The 24,130-nt window shown below is 70.6% G+C and carries 27 protein-coding genes; 19 read left to right on the top strand and 8 right to left on the bottom strand.

Annotated features, from left to right (window positions below; translation table 11 throughout):
- Window positions 1–6: 6 nt before the first annotated feature.
- Window positions 7–1,371: an FAD-dependent oxidoreductase gene (locus tag ACH4SL_RS28560; protein ID WP_398450643.1), complete on the bottom strand. Its 1,365-nt coding sequence runs from the start codon at window positions 1,369–1,371 to the stop codon at window positions 7–9.
- Window positions 1,372–1,525: 154 nt separating this feature from the next.
- Between ACH4SL_RS28560 and ACH4SL_RS28565 the strand changes: the two genes are divergently transcribed.
- The 5 genes from ACH4SL_RS28565 to ACH4SL_RS28585 all read left to right on the top strand — a co-directional run bounded on the left by ACH4SL_RS28565 (window position 1,526) and on the right by ACH4SL_RS28585 (window position 6,185).
- On the top strand, window positions 1,526–1,879 hold the full coding sequence (locus tag ACH4SL_RS28565; RefSeq protein ID WP_398450645.1) for an ArsR/SmtB family transcription factor: 354 nt from the start codon (window positions 1,526–1,528) through the stop codon (window positions 1,877–1,879).
- Between the two features lie 287 nt (window positions 1,880–2,166).
- A complete protein-coding gene (locus ACH4SL_RS28570; protein ID WP_398450648.1) occupies window positions 2,167–3,603 on the top strand; it encodes an FAD-dependent oxidoreductase in 1,437 nt (478 codons plus the stop codon).
- A 23-nt stretch (window positions 3,604–3,626) separates the two neighbouring features.
- Window positions 3,627–3,926: a hypothetical protein gene (locus ACH4SL_RS28575; protein ID WP_398450650.1), complete on the top strand. Its 300-nt coding sequence runs from the start codon at window positions 3,627–3,629 to the stop codon at window positions 3,924–3,926.
- Between the two features lie 81 nt (window positions 3,927–4,007).
- Window positions 4,008–4,784, top strand: coding sequence for a heavy metal-responsive transcriptional regulator (locus ACH4SL_RS28580; RefSeq protein WP_398450652.1), 777 nt, complete (start codon window positions 4,008–4,010; stop codon window positions 4,782–4,784).
- Window positions 4,785–5,219: 435 nt separating this feature from the next.
- Entirely contained in the window at window positions 5,220–6,185 is a 966-nt protein-coding gene (locus ACH4SL_RS28585; RefSeq protein WP_398450999.1) for an arsenic resistance protein, read from the top strand.
- A gap of 43 nt (window positions 6,186–6,228) precedes the next feature.
- Here ACH4SL_RS28585 and ACH4SL_RS28590 read toward each other — a convergent pair whose 3' ends face one another.
- On the bottom strand, window positions 6,229–6,666 hold the full coding sequence (locus ACH4SL_RS28590) for a hypothetical protein (protein ID WP_398450654.1): 438 nt from the start codon (window positions 6,664–6,666) through the stop codon (window positions 6,229–6,231).
- Window positions 6,667–6,987: 321 nt separating this feature from the next.
- Here ACH4SL_RS28590 and pstS point away from each other — a divergent pair, with 321 nt between their 5' ends.
- From pstS to ACH4SL_RS28615, 5 genes are all read left to right on the top strand, one after another.
- The gene (gene pstS, locus ACH4SL_RS28595; RefSeq protein WP_398450656.1) at window positions 6,988–8,181 is read left to right on the top strand and encodes a phosphate ABC transporter substrate-binding protein PstS; all 1,194 of its coding nucleotides are present in this window, start codon (window positions 6,988–6,990) and stop codon (window positions 8,179–8,181) included.
- A 100-nt stretch (window positions 8,182–8,281) separates the two neighbouring features.
- Complete coding sequence (gene pstC / locus ACH4SL_RS28600; RefSeq protein WP_398450658.1) at window positions 8,282–9,283, top strand: phosphate ABC transporter permease subunit PstC; 1,002 nt, start codon at window positions 8,282–8,284, stop codon at window positions 9,281–9,283.
- The gene (pstA, locus tag ACH4SL_RS28605) at window positions 9,283–10,185 is read left to right on the top strand and encodes a phosphate ABC transporter permease PstA (protein ID WP_398450660.1); all 903 of its coding nucleotides are present in this window, start codon (window positions 9,283–9,285) and stop codon (window positions 10,183–10,185) included. Before pstC ends, pstA begins: the two co-directional genes overlap by 1 nt.
- A 62-nt stretch (window positions 10,186–10,247) precedes the next feature.
- Window positions 10,248–11,075 carry a phosphate ABC transporter ATP-binding protein gene (locus tag ACH4SL_RS28610; protein WP_398451001.1) on the top strand — a complete coding sequence of 276 codons (828 nt, stop codon included), beginning with the start codon at window positions 10,248–10,250 and terminating at the stop codon, window positions 11,073–11,075.
- Window positions 11,072–11,488, top strand: coding sequence for a winged helix-turn-helix domain-containing protein (locus ACH4SL_RS28615; protein WP_398450662.1), 417 nt, complete (start codon window positions 11,072–11,074; stop codon window positions 11,486–11,488). Before ACH4SL_RS28610 ends, ACH4SL_RS28615 begins: the two co-directional genes overlap by 4 nt.
- Before the next feature lie 82 nt (window positions 11,489–11,570).
- On the opposite strand, the gene ACH4SL_RS28620 is transcribed toward ACH4SL_RS28615, so the two are convergent.
- From ACH4SL_RS28620 to ACH4SL_RS28640, 5 genes are all read right to left on the bottom strand, one after another.
- A complete protein-coding gene (locus tag ACH4SL_RS28620; RefSeq protein WP_398451003.1) occupies window positions 11,571–12,791 on the bottom strand; it encodes an alkaline phosphatase in 1,221 nt (406 codons plus the stop codon).
- A 179-nt stretch (window positions 12,792–12,970) separates the two neighbouring features.
- Window positions 12,971–14,038 carry an ArsO family NAD(P)H-dependent flavin-containing monooxygenase gene (locus tag ACH4SL_RS28625; RefSeq protein ID WP_398450664.1) on the bottom strand — a complete coding sequence of 356 codons (1,068 nt, stop codon included), beginning with the start codon at window positions 14,036–14,038 and terminating at the stop codon, window positions 12,971–12,973.
- Window positions 14,035–14,229 carry a hypothetical protein gene (locus ACH4SL_RS28630; protein WP_398450666.1) on the bottom strand — a complete coding sequence of 65 codons (195 nt, stop codon included), beginning with the start codon at window positions 14,227–14,229 and terminating at the stop codon, window positions 14,035–14,037. Before ACH4SL_RS28630 ends, ACH4SL_RS28625 begins: the two co-directional genes overlap by 4 nt.
- Window positions 14,226–15,341 carry an ACR3 family arsenite efflux transporter gene (arsB, locus tag ACH4SL_RS28635; protein ID WP_398450668.1) on the bottom strand — a complete coding sequence of 372 codons (1,116 nt, stop codon included), beginning with the start codon at window positions 15,339–15,341 and terminating at the stop codon, window positions 14,226–14,228. Before arsB ends, ACH4SL_RS28630 begins: the two co-directional genes overlap by 4 nt.
- Window positions 15,338–15,652, bottom strand: a complete 315-nt coding sequence (locus ACH4SL_RS28640) for an ArsR/SmtB family transcription factor (protein ID WP_398450670.1) — start codon at window positions 15,650–15,652, stop codon at window positions 15,338–15,340. Before ACH4SL_RS28640 ends, arsB begins: the two co-directional genes overlap by 4 nt.
- A 103-nt stretch (window positions 15,653–15,755) precedes the next feature.
- Here ACH4SL_RS28640 and ACH4SL_RS28645 point away from each other — a divergent pair, with 103 nt between their 5' ends.
- The 5 genes from ACH4SL_RS28645 to ACH4SL_RS28665 all read left to right on the top strand — a co-directional run bounded on the left by ACH4SL_RS28645 (window position 15,756) and on the right by ACH4SL_RS28665 (window position 19,132).
- Window positions 15,756–16,169 (top strand): arsenate reductase ArsC, encoded by a 414-nt coding sequence (locus tag ACH4SL_RS28645; RefSeq protein ID WP_398450672.1) that lies wholly within the window; start codon window positions 15,756–15,758, stop codon window positions 16,167–16,169.
- Entirely contained in the window at window positions 16,166–17,173 is a 1,008-nt protein-coding gene (trxB, locus tag ACH4SL_RS28650) for a thioredoxin-disulfide reductase (RefSeq protein WP_398450675.1), read from the top strand. Before ACH4SL_RS28645 ends, trxB begins: the two co-directional genes overlap by 4 nt.
- 140 nt (window positions 17,174–17,313) lie before the next feature.
- Window positions 17,314–17,700 (top strand): ArsR/SmtB family transcription factor, encoded by a 387-nt coding sequence (locus ACH4SL_RS28655; RefSeq protein ID WP_398450677.1) that lies wholly within the window; start codon window positions 17,314–17,316, stop codon window positions 17,698–17,700.
- Window positions 17,701–17,805: 105 nt separating this feature from the next.
- Complete coding sequence (locus ACH4SL_RS28660; RefSeq protein ID WP_398450679.1) at window positions 17,806–18,033, top strand: hypothetical protein; 228 nt, start codon at window positions 17,806–17,808, stop codon at window positions 18,031–18,033.
- 163 nt (window positions 18,034–18,196) lie between these two features.
- Window positions 18,197–19,132, top strand: coding sequence for a DUF5655 domain-containing protein (locus ACH4SL_RS28665; protein WP_398450681.1), 936 nt, complete (start codon window positions 18,197–18,199; stop codon window positions 19,130–19,132).
- A gap of 95 nt (window positions 19,133–19,227) precedes the next feature.
- Here the strand turns inward: ACH4SL_RS28665 and ACH4SL_RS28670 are convergent, their stop codons facing one another.
- Complete coding sequence (locus ACH4SL_RS28670) at window positions 19,228–19,974, bottom strand: DNA-methyltransferase (protein WP_398450683.1); 747 nt, start codon at window positions 19,972–19,974, stop codon at window positions 19,228–19,230.
- 560 nt (window positions 19,975–20,534) lie between these two features.
- On the opposite strand from ACH4SL_RS28670, the gene ACH4SL_RS28675 reads away from it, so the two are divergent.
- The 4 genes from ACH4SL_RS28675 to ACH4SL_RS28690 all read left to right on the top strand — a co-directional run bounded on the left by ACH4SL_RS28675 (window position 20,535) and on the right by ACH4SL_RS28690 (window position 24,064).
- Complete coding sequence (locus tag ACH4SL_RS28675) at window positions 20,535–21,641, top strand: C40 family peptidase (protein WP_398450685.1); 1,107 nt, start codon at window positions 20,535–20,537, stop codon at window positions 21,639–21,641.
- A 92-nt stretch (window positions 21,642–21,733) separates the two neighbouring features.
- Window positions 21,734–22,042, top strand: a complete 309-nt coding sequence (locus tag ACH4SL_RS28680; protein WP_398450687.1) for a DUF6112 family protein — start codon at window positions 21,734–21,736, stop codon at window positions 22,040–22,042.
- Entirely contained in the window at window positions 22,042–22,728 is a 687-nt protein-coding gene (locus ACH4SL_RS28685; protein ID WP_398450689.1) for a hypothetical protein, read from the top strand. The genes ACH4SL_RS28680 and ACH4SL_RS28685 overlap by 1 nt, the downstream gene beginning before the upstream one ends.
- Before the next feature lie 28 nt (window positions 22,729–22,756).
- On the top strand, window positions 22,757–24,064 hold the full coding sequence (locus ACH4SL_RS28690; RefSeq protein WP_398450691.1) for an ATP-binding protein: 1,308 nt from the start codon (window positions 22,757–22,759) through the stop codon (window positions 24,062–24,064).
- Window positions 24,065–24,130: the final 66 nt, after the last annotated feature.

Consider the following 24,130-nt stretch of genomic DNA (forward strand, 5'->3'; position numbering starts at 1 on the left):
CGTCGGTCAGCAGCAGCTGCCGGAGGTCGGCGCGCCGACGCCGAGCTGGATGAGCTGCGGCGCGGCGGGGGCGCAGCATCCGCCCCCGCTCTGTCCGGCGGCGTCGGGGTCGTCGAAGAGGCCGGAGCCGCCACAGACGCCGGTTTCGGGGAGGGTGAGTTCGACCCGGTCGGCAGCTTCGATGTCCCCTGCGACTGCGGCGGCCACGGAGCGGGCCTGCTCGTATCCGGTCATGGCCAGGAAGGTGGGGGCGCGGCCGTAGGACTTCATGCCGACCAGGTACAGGCCGGCCTCGGGCTGGGCGAGTTCGCGGTGCCCGTGCGGGCGAACGCTGCCGCAGGAGTGCAGGTTGGGGTCGATTTCCGCGGCAAGGGCGGGCGGGGCCTGGAGGCGGTCGTCGAGGTCAAGGCGCAGCTCGCCGAGGAAGGACAGGTCGGGGCGCAGTCCGGTGAGCACGATGACCTCGTCCACCGCGTCGAGGCGTCGGCCGTCGTCGCCGACCAGGACCAGTTGCTCGCCGTCGCGCTCGACGGCGGCGGTACGGAAGCCGGTGACGGCGTCGGCCTGGCCCTCGTCGACGGCGGTCTTCGCGGCGAGTCCGAGCGCCCCGCGGGCAGGGAGCTGGTCGGCGGTGCCGCCGCCGAAGGTGGAGCCGCTGATCCCGCGCCGCAGGATCCAGACGCTGCGGGTGCCGGGCACGTTCTTGGCCAGGGCCGCGAGCGACGCAAGAGCGGTGAAGGCGGAGGCACCGGAGCCGATGACGGCGGTGCGCTTGCCGGCGTACCGGGCGCGTACGGCCGGGTCGTCGAGGTCGGGGACGCGGTAGGAGATACGGTCGGCCGCTGCGCGTTCGCCGAGCGCGGGCAGGCCGTTGCCGCCCGCGGGCGAAGGCAGGTTCCAGGTGCCGGAGGCGTCGATCACCGCACGGGCGAGCACGCGCTGCTCGCGGCCGTCGGGGGTGCGGTAGTCGACGGTGAAGGGCTGGGCGTCGCGGTCAGCGTCGACGATGCGGTCGCGGCCGAGGCGGGAGACGCCGGTGACGGTGGCGCCGCAACGGACCGCGTCGCCGAGGGCGTCGGCGAGCGGCTGGAGGTACAGCTCGGCCCAGTCGGCGCCGGTCGGGTACGTGCCCGCGTCGGGCTTCACCCACCCGGTGGGGGCGAGCAGCTTCTCCGCGGCGGGGTCGGTCAGCTCGGCCCAGGTCGAAAAGAGCCGCACGTGGCCCCAAGCACGTACCGCGGCAGCCGCGCGGGTGCCTGCTTCGAGAACCACGACGTCCTGGCCGCGTTCGACCAGATGAGCCGCGGTGGCGAGGCCGGCAGGGCCTGATCCGATCACCACGACGGGCAGGGTGGGTATGGGCGTGCTCACGATGCTTCCCCTCGATTACTGATTCGACCTTCGTCGATGGCTTGTGGTGTCAGCATCGCACCTAATTAGACAGTCGTCAACTTAGACAGTCATCGAATCCGTAGCCCGCGGAGCGGGTGTCGCTCATCGATTCGATACGTGTCAACATAGAAGTATGTCGAACACCAAGCCGCTGCCCGTACTCGCACCGGACGTCGCACCTTGCTGCCCCCCACTGACCGAACGCCCGCTTACGGCAGAAGAGGCGGCACGGACAGCAGTGATGTTCAAGGCGCTCGGCGATCCGGTACGGCTGCGGCTGTTCTCCCTCGTCGCCTCGCACGAGGGCGGCGAGGCGTGCGTGTGCGACATCTCCGATGTCGGCGTCTCGCAGCCGACCGTCTCCCATCACCTGAAGAAGCTGCGCGAGGCCGGCCTCCTCACCTCCGAACGCCGCGGCACCTGGGTCTACTACAGGGTGGCCCCGGCCGTCCTCGCCGCTATGGGAGACCTGCTGACCACCCACTGAAGCCTCGATCCGCACGACCCGCCACAACGTGCGGCGGCCGGGCGGGGCGGTCCGGAGATCAGGCGCACAGCAGTGTTCGCCTGCCGTTAACCAAGCACTCCTAAATATCGGCGCCCATCTATGTATGCTGTCGATGCGAGCCGGTCCCGCAGCTTTCGCGAGCATGCTCCGCACTCGTGCGGTCGAACCGACAGGCCACACGCGGCCGAAGGCGCCCGGACCGTCATCCACCGCCCGTTCCGAGGCCCGCATCCGTCGGGCTCGGGCATCCCACCCCCGGAGGACGTGTGCCTTCCACCCGCCTCGTCGTCATCGGCGGCAGCGACGCCGGCATCAGCGCCGCGCTGCGCGCCAGGGAAATCGACCCCGGGAGCGAGGTCACCGTCCTCGTCGCCGACGACTACCCCAACTTCTCCATCTGCGGCATCCCTTACCACGTCTCCGGCGAAGTACCCCGCTGGGCGGACCTGGCCCACCGCACGGCTGCCGACCTTGAGGCCACCGGCATGTGCGTCCGCACCCTGACCCGCGCCACCGGCATCGACGCCGCAGGCAGGCGGGTCCAGGTGATCGGCCCCGGCGGGCTGACCGAGGAACTGTCGTACGACGCCCTCGTGGTCGGCACCGGCGCCGTCAGCGCGCGGCCGCCGATCGACGGGCTGACCGGCCCCGACGCGCTGGGCACGGACGACGGGGTACATCTGCTGCACAGCATGGGCGACATGTTCGCGGTCCTGCGCAGCATCGAGGAGCGGGCGCCCGCCACCGCGACGATCATCGGGGCCGGCTACATCGGCCTGGAGATGGCCGAGGCCCTGACCACCCGCGGGATCGCGGTCACCCAGATCGAGGCCCTCCCGGAGGTCCTGCCGACGGTCGACACCGAACTCGGCGCACTTGTCCGCGGCGAGCTGGAGCAGCACGGCGTCGAGGTCGCGACCTTGACGAAGGTCACCTCCGTCGAACGCGCCCCCGGCGCGACCGACGCGTTGTCGGTCCGGGCGATCGGCCCCGACGGCGCGGAGGTTGCGCACTCCACGGAGCTGGTGCTCGTCGTCGTCGGCGTACGCCCCGACACCGACCTGGCCGCCAGGGCAGGGGCTCGCCTGGGCACCAAGGGCGCCATCGCGGTCGACGAGCAGATGCGGACCTCCCTGCCCGACGTGTACGCCGCCGGGGACTGCGCCGTCACCTACCACCGCCTGCTGGGCGCCACCTGGCTCCCACTCGGCACGACCGCCCACAAGCAGGGACGGGTCGCGGGCGAGAACGCCCTGGGCGGCACCCGCTACTACGCCGGGAGCCTGGGCACCCAGGTCGTCAAGGTCTTCGACCTCGTCGCGGCACGCACCGGACTGCGCGAGCACGAGGCCGTCACCGCCGACGCCAGCTGGCAGCCGGTGACCACTGCCAGCAGTCCTGACGACCACAAGATCTACTACCCGGGAGCCACCCCCCTCGCCGTGCGCGTCACCGGGGACGCCGCCTCCGGACTGCTACTGGGCGCCCAACTCGTCGGCCACCGCTCCGCGGAGGTCTCCAAGCGCATCGACATCTACGCCGCGGCGCTCTTCCACGGCATGACCGTCGACAGCGTCAGCGACCTCGACCTGTCCTACACCCCGCCCCTGGGCTCTCCGTGGGATGCCGTCCAGGTCGCCGCGCAGGCGTGGTCGCGCGAGCACCGCCCGGCGAGGACCCCGCACCCGCTGCGGTCGCGGTAGGCCCGCGAGGCAGGGGGTCCGCCATGCGGCGCGGCAAGAAGTGGGGGCCGGAGGACTCCTGGATCCACGTGCCGGCGCCCGGGATGGGCAGGCCGCGCTGGGCCGCCGTCCGCGGGCGCCACCACATCCCGACCATCGGCACCATCGTCTACCGCAAGCGCTGGTACAGCCGCCGGGTGCGGCTGCGCTTCCTCCCGGCCGACAGCGCGGAGTGGCTGCGCGGGCAGACCGACTGGCTCACCATGCGCGAGGTCATCTTCGCCCGGACCCTCGGCGAGGCCCGCACCCTGGTCGCCCTCATCCTGGCGGGCGCCAAGCCGTAGCTGCCGGCGGCAGGAGGCGCCCGGGAAGCGTGCGGGTTCCGCTTGACTTTCAAGTCGGGTGGAAGGTTTACGGTCGGCGTTGTGTCGACCTACCGCATATCGCAGCTGGCCGAGCGCTCCGGCGTCCCGGCCACGACGCTGCGCTTCTACGAGGACGCAGGGCTGCTCCCTGCGGACCGCACGCCGTCCGGGTACCGGACGTACGGCGAGGACGCTGTCGAGCGTCTGGCCTTCATCTCCTCGGCCAAGCTCCTGGGCTTGGCCCTGGACGAGATCCGGGAACTTCTCGACGTACGTGAGGAAGGGGTGTGCGCCTCGGTCAGGGCGCGGATGGTGCCGCTCGTCGCGGGCCGGATCGCCGAGACCGATGGCCGGATCGCAGAGCTGCGCGCGTTCTCCGCTCACCTGACCGGCGTCCACGCCGAACTGTCCGGCCCGGCGCCCGCGGGAGCCTGCGGACCTGAGTGCGGCTGCACCACGACCAGCGCGGCGAAGTCGGCCGGGCCTGTGCCGATCACGCTGTCGCCGACCCTGTTGAGCACTGACGCCGAGCCGTGGCGGGACGTCCCGGTGGCCTGCACTCTGGGGGGCGCCAAGTTGGGCGAGCGCACCGGGCAGTGGCGGCGGCTGGTCGGCAAGGCCGAGGGGCGCGCGGAGATCCCTGACGGCGTACGCCTGACCTTCCCCGCGAGCACCGAGTTGGCCGGCGAGGTGGCAGTCCTCGCCGCGGCCGAGCAGGGCTGCTGCGCGTTCTTCGACTTCACCCTGCGCCTCTCCCCGGCGGCTCTCCAGTTGGAGGTGCGGGCACCCGAGTCCGCTGCCGGGATGCTGGCCGACCTCTTCGGAGCCGTCGCATGACCGCCTCCGCACCCCGTCCGTCCCGCCCTTGGGGCGCGCTCGGCACCGGTGCCGTTGCGGCTGCGGCCTGCGCGGTGTGCTGCGCGGCCCGCTCCTGGCCGTCCTCGGCGGCATCGGCATCGCCTCCGCGCTCGGCGCGCTGTGGATGCCCGCCCTCGCGGTCCTGACCGTGGCTGCTGGCCTCGGCGCCCTCGTCGTCCGGCACCGCACCGCGTCCTGCCGCGCGGCACCGGCACCGGCCGACCTCGGCATGCCCACGGTGGGCCCACCGCCGGACATGGATGGCAGTCGGACCACGCTCTGGGCGGGAACCGCGGGCCCGGTCCGGGAAAGTCGGCCTGCAAGGATGGGATCGCGGGCGCCAGGGAGCGTCCGGCACAGCACGAGAAAGTAGTTCGGGTGTCGCAGCGGAGGCCGCAGGGCCTTGTCGAACGGATGGAACAGCAGCAGGTCGCGATGTACCTGGCGGCGATGGCCGCCGGCGGACTGCTCGGCTGGGCAGCCCCCAGCCTCGGACCGGGGTTGGAGCACGCGATCAACCCGTTCCTCGGCGCGCTGCTGTTCGTCACCTTCCTCCAGGTCCCCGCCGCCGAGCTGGTGCGGTCGCTGCGTGACGGGCGGTTCCTGTCCGCCGCGGTGGTGGTGAACTTCGTGGCAGTACCGCTCGTCGTCGCCGCAATGTTCACCCTCCTTCCCGCCAACCACGCAGTCCGGCTCGGGGTCCTGCTGGTGCTCCTGTGCCCGTGCGTCGACTATGTCATCGTCTTCTCCGGGCTCGCCGGCGGCTCCAACCGCCGACTGCTCGCCGCCACCCCGGTCCTCCTGATCGCGCAGATGCTACTGCTCCCCGGGTTCCTGTACCTGTTCCTGGGCCCCGGCCTCGCCGACATCGTCGAGGTCGGCCCGTTCGTCGAGGCGTTCGTCTTCCTGATCGTCATCCCCCTCACCCTCGCCTGGACCCTGCAGGCATGGGCCGCGCACCGCCCCATCGGGCAGAAGGTCTCCGGCGCCGCGACCACCACGATGGTGCCCTTGATGGCCGCCACCCTCCTGGTCGTGGTCGCCTCCCAGATCCCCAAGATCGGCGACAGCCTCTCCAACGCCGCCGCCGTCATCCCCTTCTACGCAGTCTTCCTCGTCGTGATGGCGTTCGTCGGCAAGGCGGTGACCCGCCTGTTCCGGCTCGACGCCCCCGCTGGACGCGCGATCGTCTTCACCGGCGCGACCCGCAACTCCCTCGTCGTCCTTCCCCTGGCCCTGGCCCTGCCCGACGACCTGGCCGTCGCCGCGGTCGTCGTGGTCACCCAGACCTTGGTCGAGGTCATCGGCATGGTCACCTACGTGCGCCTCGTACCTCGCCTGATGCCTTTGGAAGAACCGGCCGCGGCCGCCTCCCGCTGACCTGTGATCGCGCCTAGGCGTCTCGCCTTCTGTCCCGGCAAACCTAGTCGCCAGTCGAAACCTGCCGCGCATAGACGTTCCGGCCGCATGGCCTCGGGCAACTGCAGGCACCGGCTGCCACGAGTTCCGCCCGCAGGGCCGCCGAGGCGCGGGGGTGATGGACTATGCGTTCACGAAGAGTGAACCATCTTGTGCCGGCCTCCTCTGCCTCCAAGTCGGCGAGCCAGCGCAGCGCAGTGTCCGGCAGGTTTGGGTTGATCAACGCATTCCACTGCACCGACTGATCCTCGTCCCGTGCGAGCTGATCCAACGCATCGGGCGGTGTCAAGGGACTACGGGCCGTCCACAGCCGAACCGGTCGAATCTCATCGACCGCGAGGGAGCGGAACCGCTCGGGGCTCGCGTCCGGGCTCCTCGCCTCAAGGACGCGGACGTATCCGCTGAGGCGCTCGGCCTGGGTTCGCACGATGCGTCCGCTCACCGGCCCGATGATGCCACGGGCCCTCGAACGCACACGCAGGAGATCGCGACACCGCTGCCCCCCCACTCGATCAAGTCCGCGCAGGCGAACACCCTGCGATCAACGAACTTCGGCGAGTCGGGTCAGCAGCGCCTGGCGGCGGGATCTGCTTCACTGGACCCACGCATAGACAGTCATCTCCATAGATCTCAATCTACGTAGATGGACGCCTATATTCATCCCCCGTTCATCTCCGCTCGTCCTTGAGTCCATCCGCTGTTCCTAACTTCCTTGGCGGGGCGACGCGATGGGTGTCGCCGATCTTCGGAGGACGTACCACTCATGGCACGCAAGACGCTCGCCACGCTCGGCTCGGCGGTGGTGGTGGCTCTCGTGGCTACCGGCTGTGGCAGCACCAGCGATTCCGGTTCCAAATCCCCCAGCAGCTCCGCCGGGGTACCCACCAAGCAGGTGGCCTTCGCCGACCAGATATGCGGCAAGGGCGCCCAGGCCAAGCCCGGTTACAACAACGGCATCACCCCGCTGACCGGAGGGTCGTCGACCCTCTCGGGCGCGGGCTCGACCTTCGTGCAGCCGATCATGTCGATCTGGACCAAGCAGTACAGCCAGGAGGACAAGGTCCAGGTCGCCTACCAGTCGATCGGCTCCGGCGGCGGCGTGCAGCAGATCACCGCCAAGACCGTGGACTTCGGCGCCTCGGACGCGCCGATGAAGGACGACGAGCTGGCCAAGGCCAAGGACCCGGTCCTGCACATCCCGCTGACCCTGGGCGCCGTGGTGCCCGCCTACAACGTCAAGGGGCTCAAGGCCGGGCTGAAGTTCGACGGCCCCACCCTCGGCAAGATCTACGCGGGGGAGATCACGACCTGGGACGACCCGGCGCTCAAGGCGCTGAACCCCGGCATCGACCTGCCCAGCGAGCCGATCGCGGTGGTGCACCGCTCGGACGGCTCGGGCACCACCGCGGTGTGGACGGACTACCTGACCAAGGAGTCCCCGGAGTGGGTCTCCAAGCTCGGCGGCGCGACCAAGAGCAGCGGCAAGGAGGTCGCCTGGCCGGTCGGCATCGGGGGCAAGGGCAACGAGGGCGTCTCCGGTCAGATCAACCAGACCGAGGGCGGCTTCGGCTATGTGGAGCTGGCGTACGCGCTGGCGCAGAACATGAACTACGGCCAGGTCAAGAACAAGGCGGGCAAGTTCGTCCAGCCGTGCGTGGAGACCATCACCAAGGGCACCGACGGCGTCACCTATCCGCCGGACCTGCGCACCTCGCTAACCGATGGTCCCGACCCGGACGCCTTCCCGATCACCGGCACCACCTACGCGCTGGTCTATCAGGACCAGAAGGACAAGGCGAAGGCCGCGTCCCTGGTCAACTTCCTGTCCTGGGCGCTGACGACCGGCCAGGACGACGCGGCCGACGTGCACTACGCGCCGCTCGGCGAAGACCTCCAGGGCAAGTCGATGGCCCAGGTCAAGAAGATCACCCTCAACGGCCAGCCGCTCGTCAAGTAACCATCCGGCGCCCGAGTGCGCGGCGGGCCCGTACGCCTTCACGGACCCGCCGCGCCCCCGGCGCTCGTCTCGCACACCCCCTTCTCGTTCCTGGAGCGTCATGAGCGGAACATCCGCCGACCGGTCCCGGGTCCTGCTGCACCGCGGCAGATCACGCTGGGCCTACGGCGACAACCTCTTCCGCGGCGCGGTCACGGCAGCCGGCGTCCTCGTCGTCGTCGTCCTGCTGGCCACCGCCGCGTTCATCGCCCACGAGGCATGGCCGGCGGTCTCCCGGTACGGGCTCGGCAGCTACCTCACCTCGGACCGCTGGGCGCCCTCGGAGGCCACCGACGGGTCGGACGGACCCAACCCGTACGGCGTGCTGCAGTTCCTCTACGGCACCCTGCTCACCTCGGCCATCGCGATGCTCATCGCCGTGCCGGTGGCCATCGCGGTGGCACTGACGATCACCGATGTCGCGCCGGCCTGGCTGCGGCGCCCGCTGTCGACGCTGGTGGACCTGCTGGCCGCGATCCCGTCGGTCGTCTACGGCTTCTGGGGTGTCTTCGCCCTGATCCCGGCGCTCAGGCCGTTCGGGACGTGGGCGACGACGACCTTCGACGGCGTGCCCGTCCTGAAGACGGTCTTCAAGGGCCCGTTCTTCGGCGTCTCGTACTTCTCGGCCGGAGTGGTGCTGGCGATCATGGTGCTGCCGATCGTCACGGCGATCTGCCGCGAGGTGTTCGCCACCGCGCCAGCCGCGGAGAAGGAGTCGGCGCTCGCGCTCGGCGCCACCCGGATGGAGATGCTGCGTATGGCGGTGCTGCCGCGCTCGCGGTCCGGCATCGTCGGCGCCTCGATCCTCGGGCTGGGGCGGGCGATCGGCGAGACCATCGCCGTGACCATGCTGATCGGCAACAACGTGCTGTCGATCACCACTTCGGTGTTCGGGCAGGGCGCCACGATGCCGTCGGTCATCGCGAACGAGTTCACCGAGGCCAACCAGCCCGACCACCTCTCCTCGCTGTTCGTCGTCGCCGGACTGCTGCTCGTGGTCGCCCTTGTCGTCAACACCGCGGGCAAAATCGTCGTCCGCCGCACGGGGGAGAACATCGCCTGATGGCCGCCACCGACGTCGCCGCCCGGCCGCAGACGCCGCCCCGGCGTCCCGCAGGGCCCAGCCTCCGCCGACGCATGATCACCAACGCCCTTGGCACCGGCCTCCTCTACCTCGCCGCCGCGGTCACGTTCGGCGTGCTCCTGTGGGTCATCGGCTACGTGGCCGCGCAGGGCTTCAAGTACCTCGGCCCGGAGTTCCTCACCCAGACCCCGCCGGGCAACCCCGCCGACGCGGGCGGCGGCTTCGTCAACGGCATCATCGGCTCGCTGATCGTCGTCGGCGTGGCCACCGCCGTGTCGGTGCCGATCGGCATCGCCGCCGCGATCCACATGGTCGAGTACGGCGGCCGCCTCGCAAAGGTCGTCGGCTTCCTCACCGACGTCCTCATCGGCATCCCCACCATCGTCACCGGTGCGTTCGTCTATGCCCTGTGGGTGACCCGGTTCGGCTTCTCGGGATATGCCGGTGCCGTCGCCCTCGCGCTGGTGATGCTGCCGCTCGTCGTGCGCTCGACGGCCGAGATCCTGCGCCTGGTGCCGCGGGAACTGCGCGAGGCGAGCCTGGCGCTGGGCGTCGCCCAGGCCCGTACCGTTGTCTCGGTCGTCCTCCCGACGGCCACGGGCGGGATCACGACCGGCGTCATGCTCGCTGTGGCGCGCGCGATGGGCGAGACCGCCCCGCTGCTGCTGACGGCGCTGGGCAACGACCTGTTCATCGAGACCAACCCCGATCAGCGCATGTCGACGCTGTCGCTGCAGATCTTCTCCAACGCCATCACCGGCTTCAAAGCTGCCCAGGCCCGCGCTTGGGCGGGGGCCCTGACCCTGATCATCATGGTGCTGGTCTTCACCGCCGTCGCCCGCTTCGCCGGGCGGCGCAGCACCGTCACGAGTGCCCGATGAGCACCCCCCGAACGACCACCAGCCAGGAATCCGCTCCGGACAATTCGAGCAAGGAGCCCGAGATGCCGACCTCGGCCCCGCCCGCGGGCACCGCCACCGCCGTCACCGACGCGGCGCCGGCCAGGATCGACATCGTCGACCTGACCGCCTCCTACCGGGGCCGTCCCGCGGTCGCGGGGGTGAGCCTCGCCGTCGAACCGCGCCGGGTCACCGCGCTGATCGGCCCGTCGGGCTGTGGCAAGTCCACGCTGCTGCGCTGCATGAACGGCATGCACCTCACCGCTGCCGGTGCCACGGTGACCGGCAAGGTCTTGCTCGATGGAGCCGACATCTACGCCGAGCGCATCAGCGCGGTGGTGATCCGCCGCCGGGTGGGGATGGTCTTCCAGCGGCCCACCCCGTTCCCGACGATGTCGGTCCGGGACAACGTCCTGGCCGGGCTCCACCTCGGCCGCCGGACCGGCCGCGGCGGTGATGACGACCTCGTGGAGAGCGCACTGACCAAAGCGGGCCTGTGGAAAGAGGTCAAGGACCGGCTGAAGGCGCCGGGCGGGGGCCTGTCCGGCGGCCAGCAGCAACGGCTGTGCATCGCACGGGCGCTGGCCGTCGAGCCGGAGATCCTGCTGATGGACGAACCGTGCTCAGCGCTCGACCCCATCTCGACGCTGACGATCGAGGACCTGATCCGGGAGATCAAGGAGACCTACACGGTCGTCATCGTCACCCACAACATGCAGCAGGCCGCCCGCGTCTCGGACACCACCGCCTTCCTCACCGTTGCCGCCGCCGGGGAACCCGGCAGGCTCGTCGAGGCCGGTCCGACCGCTCAGATCTTCAACACCCCGCAGGAGAAGGCCACCGAGGACTACATCACGGGGAAGGTCGGGTGACGCTCCGCATGGCCATGTCCGCCACCCCGCCCGAACCGTCGTCCTCGCGGTACGTCGAGGTCGCGCCCTCCGGCACCGCAAAGCTGCGGCTGCTCAAGCTCGGCTGCGTCGAGCTGAGCCTGGACGGCTACCAGGCCCGCATCGGCAGCGAGGTCTTCCAGCTCCCCCTCAAGGAGTGCCGGGTACTGGAGCTGCTAATGAACAACGCCGGCCGGGTCATGAGCAGGCGCGAGCTGCTCGACACGGTGTGGGAGCCCGGCTACCCCGACCACAACAAGACCCTTGAGGTGCACATCCGCCGCCTGCGTCTGCGGCTGGCGACCTGCGAGTGCCGCGACCTCATCCGCACGGTGCGGGGCGCGGGCTACATGTTCGACGTCGGTAGCTGGACCTCGCCGGTGCAGCCCGGCTGAGGCCGCTGCGGCTCGGCAAGGAGCAGGGTGGGCCCCGGGAGCGCGGTGCGGCTCCCAGGGGCCAACCTTCATGCGGTCCGGGTCAGTGGCGCGGGGTGAGGACCTGCGCCAGGACGTCGTGTACGTAGGTGTTCGGGTGCTTGCCGGAGAACCGGTCGGACAGCGGGCCGTCGGCCGTCACGGGCACATCGGCGCCGGTGTGGCCGGAGGTCGTCCAGTCCATGACGAACGCCTTGTCACTGCCGCGGATGCTGAACGGGCCGTCCTCGGCGGAGACGCCGTCGCCGGACTCGTCGGCGGTGTCGGTCGCCTCCTCCACCGTCAGGCCGCCGCACTCGTGGTCACCGGTGACGACCAGCAGGGTGTCCGGGTGGGTGGCGACGTAGGCCCGGGCGAGCGCGACGGTCTTGTCCAGCTGCGCCATCGCCTGCAGGACGCGCGTGCCGTTGTTGTTGTGCGCGAACTCGTCGATGCCCTCCTCCTCGACGAAGAGGAAGAAGCCCTTCTTGTTCTTGTCCAAGGTGCTCAGCGCCTTGGAGGTCATGGTGGGCAGATCCACCACCGGGCTGTAGACGTCACCCTGCCCCTCGGGGCGCTGCTGGAACATCTCTTCGTTGCCGAACAGGCCCAGCAGCGCGCCGCCCTTGGCCTTGTCGAGCTGCTTGGCGCTGTTGACGTACGTGTAGCCGGCCTTCTTCGCCTTGTCGACGAGGTTGCCCTTGGTGCCGACACTGCCCTCGGACGGGTCCTCGGTGGGCTGGTCCTTGAAGGCGCCGGGCGTGCCCTTGGGCAGCCACCAGTCCTCACCGCCGCCGAGAATGACGTCGGGCTTGGAGACGTCGATGTACTGGCGGGCGATCTCGTCCTGCGCCGACCGGTTTGCGGTGTTGGCGAAGAACGCGGCCGGGGAGGCATCGGTGACCTGCGCCGTCGTGACCAGGCCGGTCGCCTTGCCGGCCGCCTTCGCCTGCTGGCCCAGCGTCGCGAGCGGGTTCCCGTCGACGTCCACGCTGATCGCGCCGTTGTACGTCTTCTCCCCCGTGGCCCACGCCGTCGCCGCGGCGGCGGAGTCGGTGATCACGGCCTTGGGGTCGTGCGGGCTGGTGGTGAGCTGGCCGGAGGCGGCCAGCTTGTCCATCGCCAACTGCCCGTCGAGGCCGGCCAGGTTCAAGCGGGCGGCCTCCCGGTGAGCGGCGGCCATGCCGTCGCCGTTGATGAAGATCACGTTCTTCGCGGTCGCCTTGGCCTTCGCCTGAGCGCCCGGCGCGGTCGCCGACGCACCGAGCGTGGGGCTGACGACCATCGTCACCGACGCGGCGGCCACCGCTGCCACCAGCGGCGCACCCCAGCGTCGCGCGTCGCGCTCTCGCCTGCTCACAGAGATCTCCCATAGATGCTTGACTATTGCTTGCCCGAGACATTAGAGATCGATGGGAGATCAGGGCTGAACGCCAGGGGTTCGTGAGGGGAACTCCGTTTGTCTCAACGGGAGTCGAGCAGTTCTGCGATCTCGCGGGCCGCGTCGCGGGCCGGGCGGCCCACCCCGATGAGGGTGGCGGAGGCGGGGCCGGTCCAGTCGCCGTAGCCGAGCAGGTGGAGTCGCGGCTCGGCGGTCGCTCGCGTGCCCGTGGTCGGGATGTGGCCGCGGTGGCCGCGGAGAGCCAGCGGTGCGAGGTGGGAAAGGGCCGGGCGGAAGCCGGTGCACCAGATGACCGCGTCGGCACGCACTGCGGACCCGTCTTGCCACACCGGACCGTCGGCGGCCAGGCGGGCGAACATCGGGGAAGCCTTGAGCAGCCCGGCGTCGCGCGCGGCGCGGACCGGCGGGACGGCGACGATATCGCCCAGCGAGGCGACTCCCCCGGTGTCGGCGGCGCCGGTCTCAAGAGCGCGGCGGCGGGCGGTGGCGGCTTCGAAGAGGGCCCGCCCGTCGATGTTGTCGGCGAGGAAGCGCGGGGGCCGCTGGGTGGCCCAGGTGACGTCGGCGTGCGCGGTGAGGTCCGCGGCAATCTGGGCACCGGAGTTGCCGCCGCCGACCACGACGACGTGCTGCTCGGTGAAGTCCTCGGAGCTGCCGTAGTTCACGGTGTGGAGCTGGCGGCCCTGGAAGACCTCGCGGCCGGGGACCGCCGGGATGAAGGGGCGGGACCAGGTCCCGGTGGCGCTGACCACCGCTCGCGCCTGCCAGGTGCCGGAGTCGGCGTCCACGCGCAGGAGCGGCCCGTCGCGGTGCACGCCGAGGACGTGCACCGGGCGGTGGACCGGGAGGCCGTAGCGACGTTCGTAGTCGGCCAGGTAGTCCACGACGTGTTGGGCGTCCGGATAGGTCTCGCCGAGCTGGTGCGACATGGTCATGCCGGGCAGCGAGGAGTACGTCGCCGGGGAGAACAGGTGCAGGGACTCCCAGGCGTGCTGCCACGCGCCGCCCGCGGACGGCTGGGCGTCGAGGATCACGTACCCGACGCCCAGCCGGCGCAGATGGAACCCGGCCGCGAGTCCGGCCTGGCCGCCGCCGATGACGACGACGTCGATCGTGTGCACCGGCGTCATGGCTTAGGCGGCCGGGGAAGGGTTGCGGCGAGAACGCCTGCGAACGCCGCGCCGCAGATCACCGCGATCGCCGCGTCATGCATGATCAGGAACATCGCCCCCATCCATATCACTCCCAGCAGTATGGCGATCCCGACGCGGTTCTCCTGTAACCACGCCAGTCGGCTGGGACGTTCCGGTCCGCCGGTCACGACACGGAATCCGTGGTTGCGAGGGCCTGCGGTGCGCGGGCGGTGAAGCGGCGGCGCCAGGCGAGGGAGACGTACACCAGGGCGATGAGCACGGGGACCTCGATGAGGGGGCCGACCACTCCGGACAGCGCTTGCCCGCTGGTGACGCCGAAGGTGCCGATGGCGACGGCGATGGCGAGTTCGAAGTTGTTGCCGGCCGCGGTGAAGGCGAGCGTGGCCGTGCGGTCGTAGGGAAGGCCGATGCTCTTGCCGAGGGCGAAGGTGCCGAACCACATGATCGCGAAGTAGGCCAGCAGCGGCAGCGCGATACGGGCGACATCGCCGGGCTGGTGGGTGATCGTCTTACCCTGGAGCGCGAAGAGGATGACGATGGTGAACAGCAGCCCGTACAGCGCCCAGGGGCCGATCCGCGGCAGCATCTTCGCCTCGTAGCTCTCGCGGCCCATCTTCCGCTCGCCGATGCGGCGGGTCAGGAACCCGGCGACCAGGGGGATGCCGAGGAAGACGACGACGTTCAGGGCGATCTTCCCGACGGAGATGTGCAGGTGCTCGCCGTTGCCGAGGCCGAGCCACTTGGGCAGGACGTCGAGGTAGAACCAGCCGAGCAGGCCGAAGGCGACGACCTGGAAGACGGAGTTCAGGGCGACCAGGACGGCGGCGGCCTCGCGGTCGCCGCACGCGAGGTCGTTCCAGATGATCACCATCGCGATGCAGCGGGCCAGGCCGACGATGATCAGGCCGGTGCGGTACGCGGGCAGATCGGACAGGAACACCCACGCGAGGGTGAACATCACGGCCGGACCGACGATCCAGTTGATGAGCAGCGAGGACAGCAGCAGCTTGCGGTCGCCGGTGACCGAGTCGAGCTTGTCGTAGCGGACCTTGGCCAGCACCGGATACATCATGATCAGCAGGCCGAGGGCGATCGGCAGGGAGATGCCGCCGATGTCCAGCTTGGCCAGGCCGCTGTCCAGGCTGGGGATGGCACGCCCGAGGCCGATGCCGACGCCCATGGCGATCAGGATCCAGACGGCCAGGAAGCGGTCCAGGGTGGAGAGCTTCGCGACGATCGAGGGTTCCTCGACGGGCGCGGGCGCTTCGGTGCGGGTCACGGGCAGGCCCTTTTCATGTTGGCGGCGGCGTTGACGCGGGCTGTCGCGGCGATCTCGGCGAAGGACGCCGCGAGGCTTTCGATGACGTCGGGCCGGAGCTTGTAGTACGTGAACCGGCCGCACGGCTCGGTCTCCACCACGCCGGCCTCGCGCAGCACCTTCAGGTGGTTGGAGAGGTTCGTCTGCCGGGCGCCCGTCTCTTCGACGAGGTGGGTGGTGCACAGGGTCTCGCGGGAGAGCAGGGTCACGATCTGGAGCCTGAGCGGGTCCGCGAGAACGCGGACCAGTTCAGTGTCGACTGACGTCATCATGGGCTGATACTCTCACATCAGTGGCTGATGATGCCACCGGGCGCTGATATCAATCGGCCCTGATGCCGCCGTGAGGCACCCACAGGATAAAGAGAGACCTTCGATGTCCGACAAGCCGTCCGTGCTCTTCGTCTGTGTCCACAACGCCGGCCGCTCCCAGATGGCGGCCGCCTGGCTGACCCACCTGGCCGGCGACCGCGTCGAGGTCCGCTCCGCCGGCTCCACGCCGGCCGACCAGGTGAACCCCGCCGTCGTCGAGGCGATGAACGAGGTCGGCATCGACATCTCCGCGCAGACGCCGAAGGTGCTCACGATCGACGCGGTGCGCGCGTCCGACGTCTGCATCACGATGGGCTGCGGTGACGCCTGCCCCGTCTTCCCCGGCAAGCGCTACCTGGACTGGAAGCTCGACGACCCGGCCGGTCAGGGCGTCGAGGCCGTACGCCCCATCCGCGACCAGATCAAGGTGCTCATCGAAGGCCTGATTGCCGAGATCTCCCCGGTGCCCGCCGCATGAGCGCCACCGAGAACGTGCGCGAGGTCGTCGTCATAGGCTCCGGCCCGGCGGGGTACACCGCCGCCCTCTACACCGCGCGGGCCCAGCTCAAGCCCCTGCTGTTCGGCAGCTCGATCTTCGTCGGCGGCTCACTGACCACGACGACCGAGGTCGAGAACTTCCCCGGCTTCCCGGAAGGTGTCGACGGCCCCGACCTGATGGCGAACATGCGCGCCCAGGCCGAGCGGTTCGGCGCCGAGATGATCGACGACGACATCGTCTCCGTCGACCTGACCGGCGACATCAAGGAACTCACCGACTCCGAGGGGGCCGTCCACCGCGCGAAGTCGGTGATCATCGCCACCGGCTCGGGCTACCGCAAGCTCGGCCTTCCCCGCGAGGACGAGCTGTCCGGCCGCGGGGTGTCCTGGTGCGCGACCTGCGACGGCTTCTTCTTCCGCGACCGCGACATCGTGGTCGTCGGCGGCGGGGACACCGCCATGGAGGAGGCGACCTTTCTCACCCGCTTCGCCCGCTCGGTGACGATCGTGCACCGCCGCAGCCGGCTGCGCGCCTCCCAGGTCATGCAGAACCGCGCGTTCGCCGACGACAAGATCTCCTTCGCCTTCGACAGCGAGATCGCCGAGCTGCACGACAGCAACGGGATGCTCGCCGGGGTGACGCTGCGTGACGTCTTCACCGGGGAAACCCGCCGCCTGGACGTGACCGGCCTGTTCATCGCCATCGGCCACGACCCCCGGACGGAGCTGTTCACCGACCAGCTCGACCTCGACACCGAGGGCTACATCAAGGTCCAGTCGCCGACGACCCGCACGAGCCTTCCGGGAGTCTTCGCCGCGGGTGACGTCGTCGACCACACCTACCGCCAGGCCATCACCGCCGCCGGCACTGGCTGCGCCGCGGCCCTCGACGCCGAGCGCTACCTCGCGGCGGCGGCCGACAAGGCGGCAGCCGGCCGTACGCAGTCCGGAACCGGGGCACCGGACCTCGTCACCGCCTCCTGAACAGGTCCGCCCGCAGGTCTGGGCGTACCACGGGCTCGCGGACGGACCCTCCGGGCGGGAAAGGTGAATCCGAGGTGAATTCCTGAGGTCGGGCGCTTCCGGGCGCCCGACCTCCCGCACCCGCTTCGTATGCTGCATAGATGAGCATCGCTACTTCAAAACCGGCCTCTGAGCCCTGCACCGATCCGGACTGCGAGACCTCGTCCCCGTCCCTGGATCCGGCGATGTGCCAGCCCATCTCCACGGCCCCGCTGGCACGCCCGGCGGCCGAGCACATAGCCAAGCTCCTCAAGTCGATCTCGGACCCGACCCGCCTGCAACTCATCAGCATGATCCGGTCCGCCCCGAACGGCGAGGCGTGCGTCTGCGACCTGACCGAACCTCTGGGGCTCCGTCAGCCGACCGTCAGCCATCACCTGCGCGTCCTCACCGACGCCGGGATCCTCGCCCGGGAGAAGCGCGCCACCTGGGTCTGGTATTCCATGGCGCCCGGCGGCATGGACGCCGTGCTGGAGCTGCTCAGGTAGCGCCCACCCCACGGCCCCCTCCGCCAGGGGGGCTGGCCCGGCACCTGAGGCGGCGCCGAGATCGACGCCGTGACCCTGCGGCTGCCCAGGGAAATCGGTCTCCCGATGAGCGACGAATTCCCGAAGCCCCTCACCACCGAGATCGTGAAGGCCGCCGACTTCGTCATCACGCTCGGCTGCGGTGACGCCTGCCCCGTCCTGCCGGGCCGCCGCTACCTCGACTGGCACCTGCCGGATCTGAAGGGCCTCGACATCAGGAGTGCCCGCTCCGTCCGGAACGCCCTCGCGGCCCGTATCGAGCACTTCCACACCGCCGCGTTGGCACGGCGCTGACTTCGCCGCGCGCCCCAGGTGGCGCTTCTCGTTTCAGCCCCCTGATCGTTCGTGCACGCCGAGAACTCGCGCGTCCGCAGGCGAGCGGCCGGTTGGCCTCGTGGAATACCGCGGACGCGTTCGCGATTCGCTCCCCTGCACCGTTCATGTGAGGGGAGCCGCTGTGGCCGAGCTGATGTTGTTCCGGCAGAACGCCGAGGGCCGGGACGTCGAGGTACCCGGTTCGAGGGTGTCGCTGGAGGTGGAGCTGCAGCGGCGGGTCGAGGCCGGCCTGGAGGTGATGCTCGGCATCCGGGCCCTGGCGTCGGAGTACCCGACCGGGCCGTGGCACCGGGGGCGGATCGACACCCTGGGGCTCGACGAGAACGGCAGTCCGGTGGTGATCGAGTACAAGAAGGGCTCGGACAACGGGGTGTTGTCGCAGGCCGTTTCCTACCTGTCCTGGCTGGATTCGGCGCGCCACGAGGTCGAGGCGCTCGTCCGGAGAGTGCTCGGCGGGGAGGCTGCCGAGTCCATCGACTGGCGTCGCCCGCCGGTGATCTGCATCGCGGCCGGCTTCTCCCGCCACGATCGCGTGGCCGTGCAGAGGCTGCCGGAGCGGATTGACCTGGTGCGCTATCGCATCTTCGAGGGCGGTCTGCTGAGCCTGCTGCTCGTCGACTCCTCACCCGGTTCGTCGAGCGCTGCTTCGCCACGGCGGCCCGGGGAACGGAACGCGGTCCTCGCCGGAGCCCAGAGAGCTTCAACCGCTTGCGTGCCGGCAAGCCCTAACCCCGTCCCGGAGTGTCTGCGGGATCTGTACGCGGAACTGGACGACGCCCTGACCACGTGGGGCGACGTCGAGGTGGCTCCCCTCCGCCACTACATCGCCTATCGCCGGCTGGTGAACGTCGCGTCGGTGATCTTCCGTCCGAAGCACAAGACGATCCTGGTCTACCTCAGCCTCGACCCGGACACCGTCCCGCTGGAGGAGGGCTTCAGCCGCGATATGCGCGGCATCGGTCACCTCGGGACGGGGGATCTGGAGGTCCGCATCTCCTCGGCGGCCGACCTGGAGCGGGCAGCGCCGTTGCTCCGCCGGGCGGTCGAGACGGTTTGACTCCAGCCGACGGACGGCCGCCGGCATCGGCTGTCCGACGTGCGGACCGCGGGCACCCTCCGGCCCCGCGGTCCGCGGGCTCTTCGCTCTCATGCTCATTCCTCCGGTCCGGCCAGGACGAAGTCGTCCTGCGTCAGCTCGGCCTGGAGCCTTCGCTCGGCGACGGCGGCGTAGTGGTCGGACAGTTCGACGCCGACGAAGTGGCGGCCTTCGCGGAGGGCGGCGACGCCGGTGGTGCCACTGCCGGTGAAAGGGTCGAGGACGGTGCCGTTCTCGGGGCAGATCTGCACGAGCTGCTGCATGACCTCGACCGGCTTCTGGGTGATGTGGACGCGGTCCTTGCGGGGCTGCGAGGCGGTGAAGTGGCCGGGCAGGTACAGCTCGCGGTCCTTGGCCAGGGTGCCCTTGACGCCCCAGGTGACGAACTCCGCGCTCTGCTTGAAGCCGCCCTTCCGCGGGCGGCTGGCGGGCTTGATCCACGGGATCGTTCCGCTCCACGTCCAGCCGGCCATCTGCAGGGCGTCGGAGGTGGTGGGTTCCTGCCGCCAGTCGGAGAAGACCATGGCGACCGCGTGCTCGACCGCGGCGCGGTAGGCCTCGGTGAGGAGTTCGGTGAGCCAGGACCGGTAGCTGCGCTGATCGCGGTTCTCGCCGGGGAAGTTCGCCAAGTCGTGGGCGCTGTTGCTGGTGACGTACTTGGCGCGGGCGGTGCGGGCGGTGCGGTCCGAGCTGGTGCGGCCACCGCTGTTGTACGGCGGGTCGGTGATGACGGCGTGGACAAACTGGTCGGGGAGGGTCTTGAGCACCGTGAGGGCGTCGCCTCGGTGCAGCGTGTAGGTCATGCAGGGCCTCTTCTCTCGCACGGAACTGCCCCGCCCGGGAAGCCCGGTGCCGGTGCTTCGGAGGCGGGGGTTGCGCCGGAGGGTAGCCGCGGATTCCGGACTGGCCCAATGAACCGGGGCCGCCGGGCCGGGGGTCGTTTGGCGAGTCCGGACTTCCGGTCTACAGTCCGGGCACGTCTTCGGGGCGGAGCACCGCTTCACCCTGGTTGACCTGTGCTTTTTCGTGCCGTCGTATCCAAGCGGCGGGCCCGGGAAGGCGAGTTCGCGACCTGTTCCGTATGGAGGTGCTCTGGTGTTCCGGCGGAGATTACGAGCGCGGCCGGCTGCCGCGCGTGACCAGAAACCGGCGTCCGGGAGCTACCAACTCCTTTGACTTCGGGCCCGCCCGCGGGGCGGATTCGCAACCGGCGCGGTGCCGGCGGCTTTGCACGAGAAGCCGGCACCGCGTCTCCTACGAACCCCTTAGGAGCCGCTGCCATGCAGCACGCCCTCATACGCTCACGCCCCGGCCCGGTGCCGCGGGTTGAGCGTTCCGTTCGCCGCGCACGGCGGTGGCGGCGATGAAGAAGACCGCCGGGGCGGTCGTCGGCCTGGTGGCCACCGGTCCCCTGCTGCTGTCCGTGCCGCTGGTCGTGGCCATGGACAGCTCCGCCAAGGCGTGCTCGACCAGCAGTCCGCAGGCGGTCGATACCGCGGACGTCGCGGCCAAGGTGAAGGCGCTCCTGGCCGCGAACGGCAGCGGCACCGTCGCGGTCTCCGGGCTCGACGACCTGGCCGAGCAGGTGCCGAACGCCACGACGATCCAGGCCACCGGTGTGGCGATGGGGGTCCCCGCCCGCGGGCAGGTCGTGGCGCTGGCAACCGCGTTGCAGGAGAGCGGACTTCGCAACCTGACCTACGGGGACCGCGACAGCCTCGGGTTGTTCCAGCAGCGGCCGTCGCAAGGCTGGGGCACCGCGGAGCAGATCCTCGATCCGGTCCACGCGTCGACGACGTTCTTCGAGGCGCTGGAGAAGGTGCCGGGCTGGCAGTCGCTGACCGTGGCGCAGGCCGCCCAGGCGGTGCAGCGCTCCGCGTTCCCGGACGCCTACGCGACGTGGGAGCCAGTCGCGACGGCGTTGCAGGCCGCGATCGCCCCCCTGCTGCCGACGGCCGGTAGCACGCCGAGCAGCGCGGACCCCGGCACCACCGCCTGCGCGGCGGACGGGGACGGTACCGACTTCGGCGTCATCCCGCCTGGTGCGGTGCCGGACGGGTACGTGATCCCGGCCGACGCCCCGCCCGTGGTGCAGACCGCGATCCGGTGGGCTCTCGGGCAGCTCGGCACCCCGTACCAGTGGGGCGGGAGCTGCACCGATTCCCACGGGCCGGACCCGATGGCCCGCTGCGACTGCTCGTCGCTGATGCAGCAGGCGTACAAGGCCGCGGGCGTCACGCTGACGCGGACGACGTACACGCAGATCCGCGAGGGCACCGCCGTCTCCGTGGACGCCCTGCGCCCCGGCGACCTGCTCTTCACCGGCGGCACGGCCGCCGATCCCGAGCACGTCGGGATGGTCATCGGCCAGGGGCTGATCGTCAACGCCCCCCACACCGGGGCCGTCGTGGACATCAACACGATCGCGGACTGGAAGCCGCGCGTCGTCGCGGCCCGCCGAGTCGTCTGACCGGCACTTCCCTCCCCCTCTTTCTTTTCCCTTCCGGCGCCCGGTTGCGCCCCGGCGGGCTTTGCCGCGCCGTAAATCGAACTGGAGTTCCCATGCACGTCGCTGACAGGGCGATACGGCTCGCCTACGACCCGGGCATCACACCGGCCGAAGGGGGGCTGCCGGGCCTTGCCGTGCTCAAGCAGGTGATGGGCAGCCTCAACCTCTTCGGGATCATCGCGGTGGTCGGGGCCATGGCCGTCAGCGCCGGGGTGTGGGCCTGGGGCCACCACACCGGCGGGCACCAGGCGGAGGCTTCGGGGAAGAAGGGCGTGCTGGTCTGCGCAGGCGCCGCGCTGCTGCTCGGCGCCGCGAACGGCATCGTGGCGTTCTTCTCCACGCTCGGGACGCAGGTGCACTGATGCCGAAGCCTCCCTTCAACCTCGGTCTGCGGTCCGGGACCGGCCTGCGGATGGTGCTCGGCGGCCTCGTCCTCCTGGTGCTCCTCGTCGGCGCCGGGCTTGCGGCCTACTTCACCCGCGACGGTCGCTCCCCCGCCAAGCCCGCCACCGCCCCGCGCTCGTCCTCTCCCTCGCCCGACTCCTCCGCGCAGCCGGGCATCTCGCCCACGCCCCGCGTCCGCGGAGCGCTGCCGGTTCCCCCGGCCACGCACGACCCGATCGTCTACGCGAAAGCCGCGGCGGTCGCCCTGTGGTCGTACGACACCCGTGCCCACCCCCAGTCCGAGCTGGTGGCGGGCCTGCACCGGTGGCTGACCAGCGAGAAGAAGTACGCGGACACCGCATCGGTGGACGCGCTCGTACCGTCGCCCGTGCTGTGGAAGGAGATGGCCGGCAACGGCCAGTACGCCACCGCGACCGCGAACGAAGCGCATTTCCCCGCGTCGTTCACGCGCGCGCTGCAGGCCGATCCGGGCGCGATCACCACCGCGTACGTCTACGCGGTCACCGTCACCGGCCACCAGTCGATCGCCTGGGACGGTGCGCCGCACGGCGGGGCCGAGTCCCGCGCTGTCACCCTCGCGGTCCAGTGCCGCCCCTCCCTCACCTGCTCGCTCGTCGGCGTCCTGCCGAACGTCGCCCCCTGACCGCCCTCTGCTGAAAGGAGGTTCCGTCATGGGAGCCTGCGACCTTCCCCTGGTCTCCACGGTGTGCGACGCCGCCGGCAGCGTCGTGTCCGGTGCAAGCAGTGCGGTCACCGACACCATCGGCTCGTGGCTGGCCAAGTCCGCCGGAGACCTCGCCGCCAGCGCGGCCGACCTCGCCGCGAAAGCCGTCAACGAGACGACCAGGATCGATCTCAACGCGCCGTGGTTCCGCGACAACTACGAGCTGCTGCTGCCGATCGGCCTGGTGCTGACGGTCGGCACGTTCTGCCTGCAGCTGATGCTCGCCGCGTGGCGGCGCGACGAGCGCGCGCTGGCCCAAGCGGTCATCGGCACCGTCACCGGCGTGCTGTTCTCCTTCAGCGCCATCGCCTTCACCACCGTCGCGATCACGGTGGTCGACGCCTTGTCCGACGGGCTGTTCCAGGCCGCGGGCACCTCCATATCCGCCGCGATCCGCCGGGTCGTCGAAGTCGACGAGCTGGCAGCGATGTTCGGCCTCGGCTGGGGTGTCCCCGCGCTGGTCGCGCTGGGCATGGCGATCGGCGCGTTCATGTACTGGGGCGTCATGGTCGCCCGCAAGGTCGGCGTACTCGTCCTCGTCGCGCTCGCGGTCTTCGCCGGAGCCGGCGGCGGCTGGGAAGCAGCGAAACGCTGGAGGCGCGGCTGGATCGAGGCCACTGCCACGCTCGTCGTGTCGAAACTTTTGATGACCGTGGTGTTCCTGATCGGCGTCTCCGCGATGGGCAAGTCCGACCCGGCCGACGGCCTCGGCGCGCTGTCGGACGCGATGGCCGGCCTCGTCGTCATGGTCCTGGTGCTGCTGTGCCCGTACGCGACGTACCGCTTCGTGCACTGGGCGTCCGACGGCGGCGGCCACGACGATCTGCACCGCGGCGGCATCGCCGGACTCGCGGTCGCCGCAGGCGCGGCCAAGACGGCTGGAACGCTGGCCATGCAGGCTGGTGTCGGCAGGCCGGCGCCGCAGGGACCGGCCCAGGTGCCCGGCGCGGGCGCCGACGGCGTCGTCGCCTCCGGGATCAGCGCCGCCGGAACCCACCTCAGCAAGGAAGGTATCGGCGGCACGCCCCGCCCGAAGACGACCTACCGCTACGGCGAGGACGACCACGCCCCCGGCGACGGGGGCCGACCCCTCATCCAGCGACCAGGACTTCCTCCGCTGGTCACCCGGCCCACCGCTGGCAGCGACGCGCCGAGGGCGCGCTCCGTGCCCTTCCCGTCCGACGAGCCGCCCGCCGCGGGTTCGTCGACCGCGACGCACTGGGTCGCTCCCGAGCAGCCGCCCACCGAGCCCTGACCGGTCCACCGTCACGGGGGCGGGCCGCACGTTGCAGCCCGCGGCCCGCCCCACCTCCCCCGACTT

The sequence above is a fragment of the Streptomyces sp. NPDC021020 genome (assembly GCF_044333285.1).
GTDB lineage: Bacteria > Actinomycetota > Actinomycetes > Streptomycetales > Streptomycetaceae > Actinacidiphila.

Excerpts from the sequence above, each read along its gene's own strand:
- ACH4SL_RS28565 (WP_398450645.1), top strand. The coding sequence starts at position 1,526 with ATGTCGAACACCAAGCCGCTGCCCGTACTCGCACCGGACGTCGCACCT.
- ACH4SL_RS28575 (WP_398450650.1), top strand. The coding sequence starts at position 3,627 with ATGCGGCGCGGCAAGAAGTGGGGGCCGGAGGACTCCTGGATCCACGTG.
- ACH4SL_RS28585 (WP_398450999.1), top strand. The coding sequence starts at position 5,220 with ATGGAACAGCAGCAGGTCGCGATGTACCTGGCGGCGATGGCCGCCGGC.
- pstS (WP_398450656.1), top strand. The coding sequence starts at position 6,988 with ATGGCACGCAAGACGCTCGCCACGCTCGGCTCGGCGGTGGTGGTGGCT.
- pstC (WP_398450658.1), top strand. The coding sequence starts at position 8,282 with ATGAGCGGAACATCCGCCGACCGGTCCCGGGTCCTGCTGCACCGCGGC.
- pstA (WP_398450660.1), top strand. The coding sequence starts at position 9,283 with ATGGCCGCCACCGACGTCGCCGCCCGGCCGCAGACGCCGCCCCGGCGT.
- ACH4SL_RS28610 (WP_398451001.1), top strand. The coding sequence starts at position 10,248 with ATGCCGACCTCGGCCCCGCCCGCGGGCACCGCCACCGCCGTCACCGAC.
- ACH4SL_RS28620 (WP_398451003.1), bottom strand. The coding sequence starts at position 12,791 with ATGGTCGTCAGCCCCACGCTCGGTGCGTCGGCGACCGCGCCGGGCGCT.
- ACH4SL_RS28625 (WP_398450664.1), bottom strand. The coding sequence starts at position 14,038 with ATGACGCCGGTGCACACGATCGACGTCGTCGTCATCGGCGGCGGCCAG.
- ACH4SL_RS28640 (WP_398450670.1), bottom strand. The coding sequence starts at position 15,652 with ATGATGACGTCAGTCGACACTGAACTGGTCCGCGTTCTCGCGGACCCG.
- ACH4SL_RS28645 (WP_398450672.1), top strand. The coding sequence starts at position 15,756 with ATGTCCGACAAGCCGTCCGTGCTCTTCGTCTGTGTCCACAACGCCGGC.
- trxB (WP_398450675.1), top strand. The coding sequence starts at position 16,166 with ATGAGCGCCACCGAGAACGTGCGCGAGGTCGTCGTCATAGGCTCCGGC.
- ACH4SL_RS28655 (WP_398450677.1), top strand. The coding sequence starts at position 17,314 with ATGAGCATCGCTACTTCAAAACCGGCCTCTGAGCCCTGCACCGATCCG.
- ACH4SL_RS28660 (WP_398450679.1), top strand. The coding sequence starts at position 17,806 with ATGAGCGACGAATTCCCGAAGCCCCTCACCACCGAGATCGTGAAGGCC.
- ACH4SL_RS28670 (WP_398450683.1), bottom strand. The coding sequence starts at position 19,974 with ATGACCTACACGCTGCACCGAGGCGACGCCCTCACGGTGCTCAAGACC.
- ACH4SL_RS28675 (WP_398450685.1), top strand. The coding sequence starts at position 20,535 with ATGAAGAAGACCGCCGGGGCGGTCGTCGGCCTGGTGGCCACCGGTCCC.
- ACH4SL_RS28680 (WP_398450687.1), top strand. The coding sequence starts at position 21,734 with ATGCACGTCGCTGACAGGGCGATACGGCTCGCCTACGACCCGGGCATC.
- ACH4SL_RS28685 (WP_398450689.1), top strand. The coding sequence starts at position 22,042 with ATGCCGAAGCCTCCCTTCAACCTCGGTCTGCGGTCCGGGACCGGCCTG.
- ACH4SL_RS28690 (WP_398450691.1), top strand. The coding sequence starts at position 22,757 with ATGGGAGCCTGCGACCTTCCCCTGGTCTCCACGGTGTGCGACGCCGCC.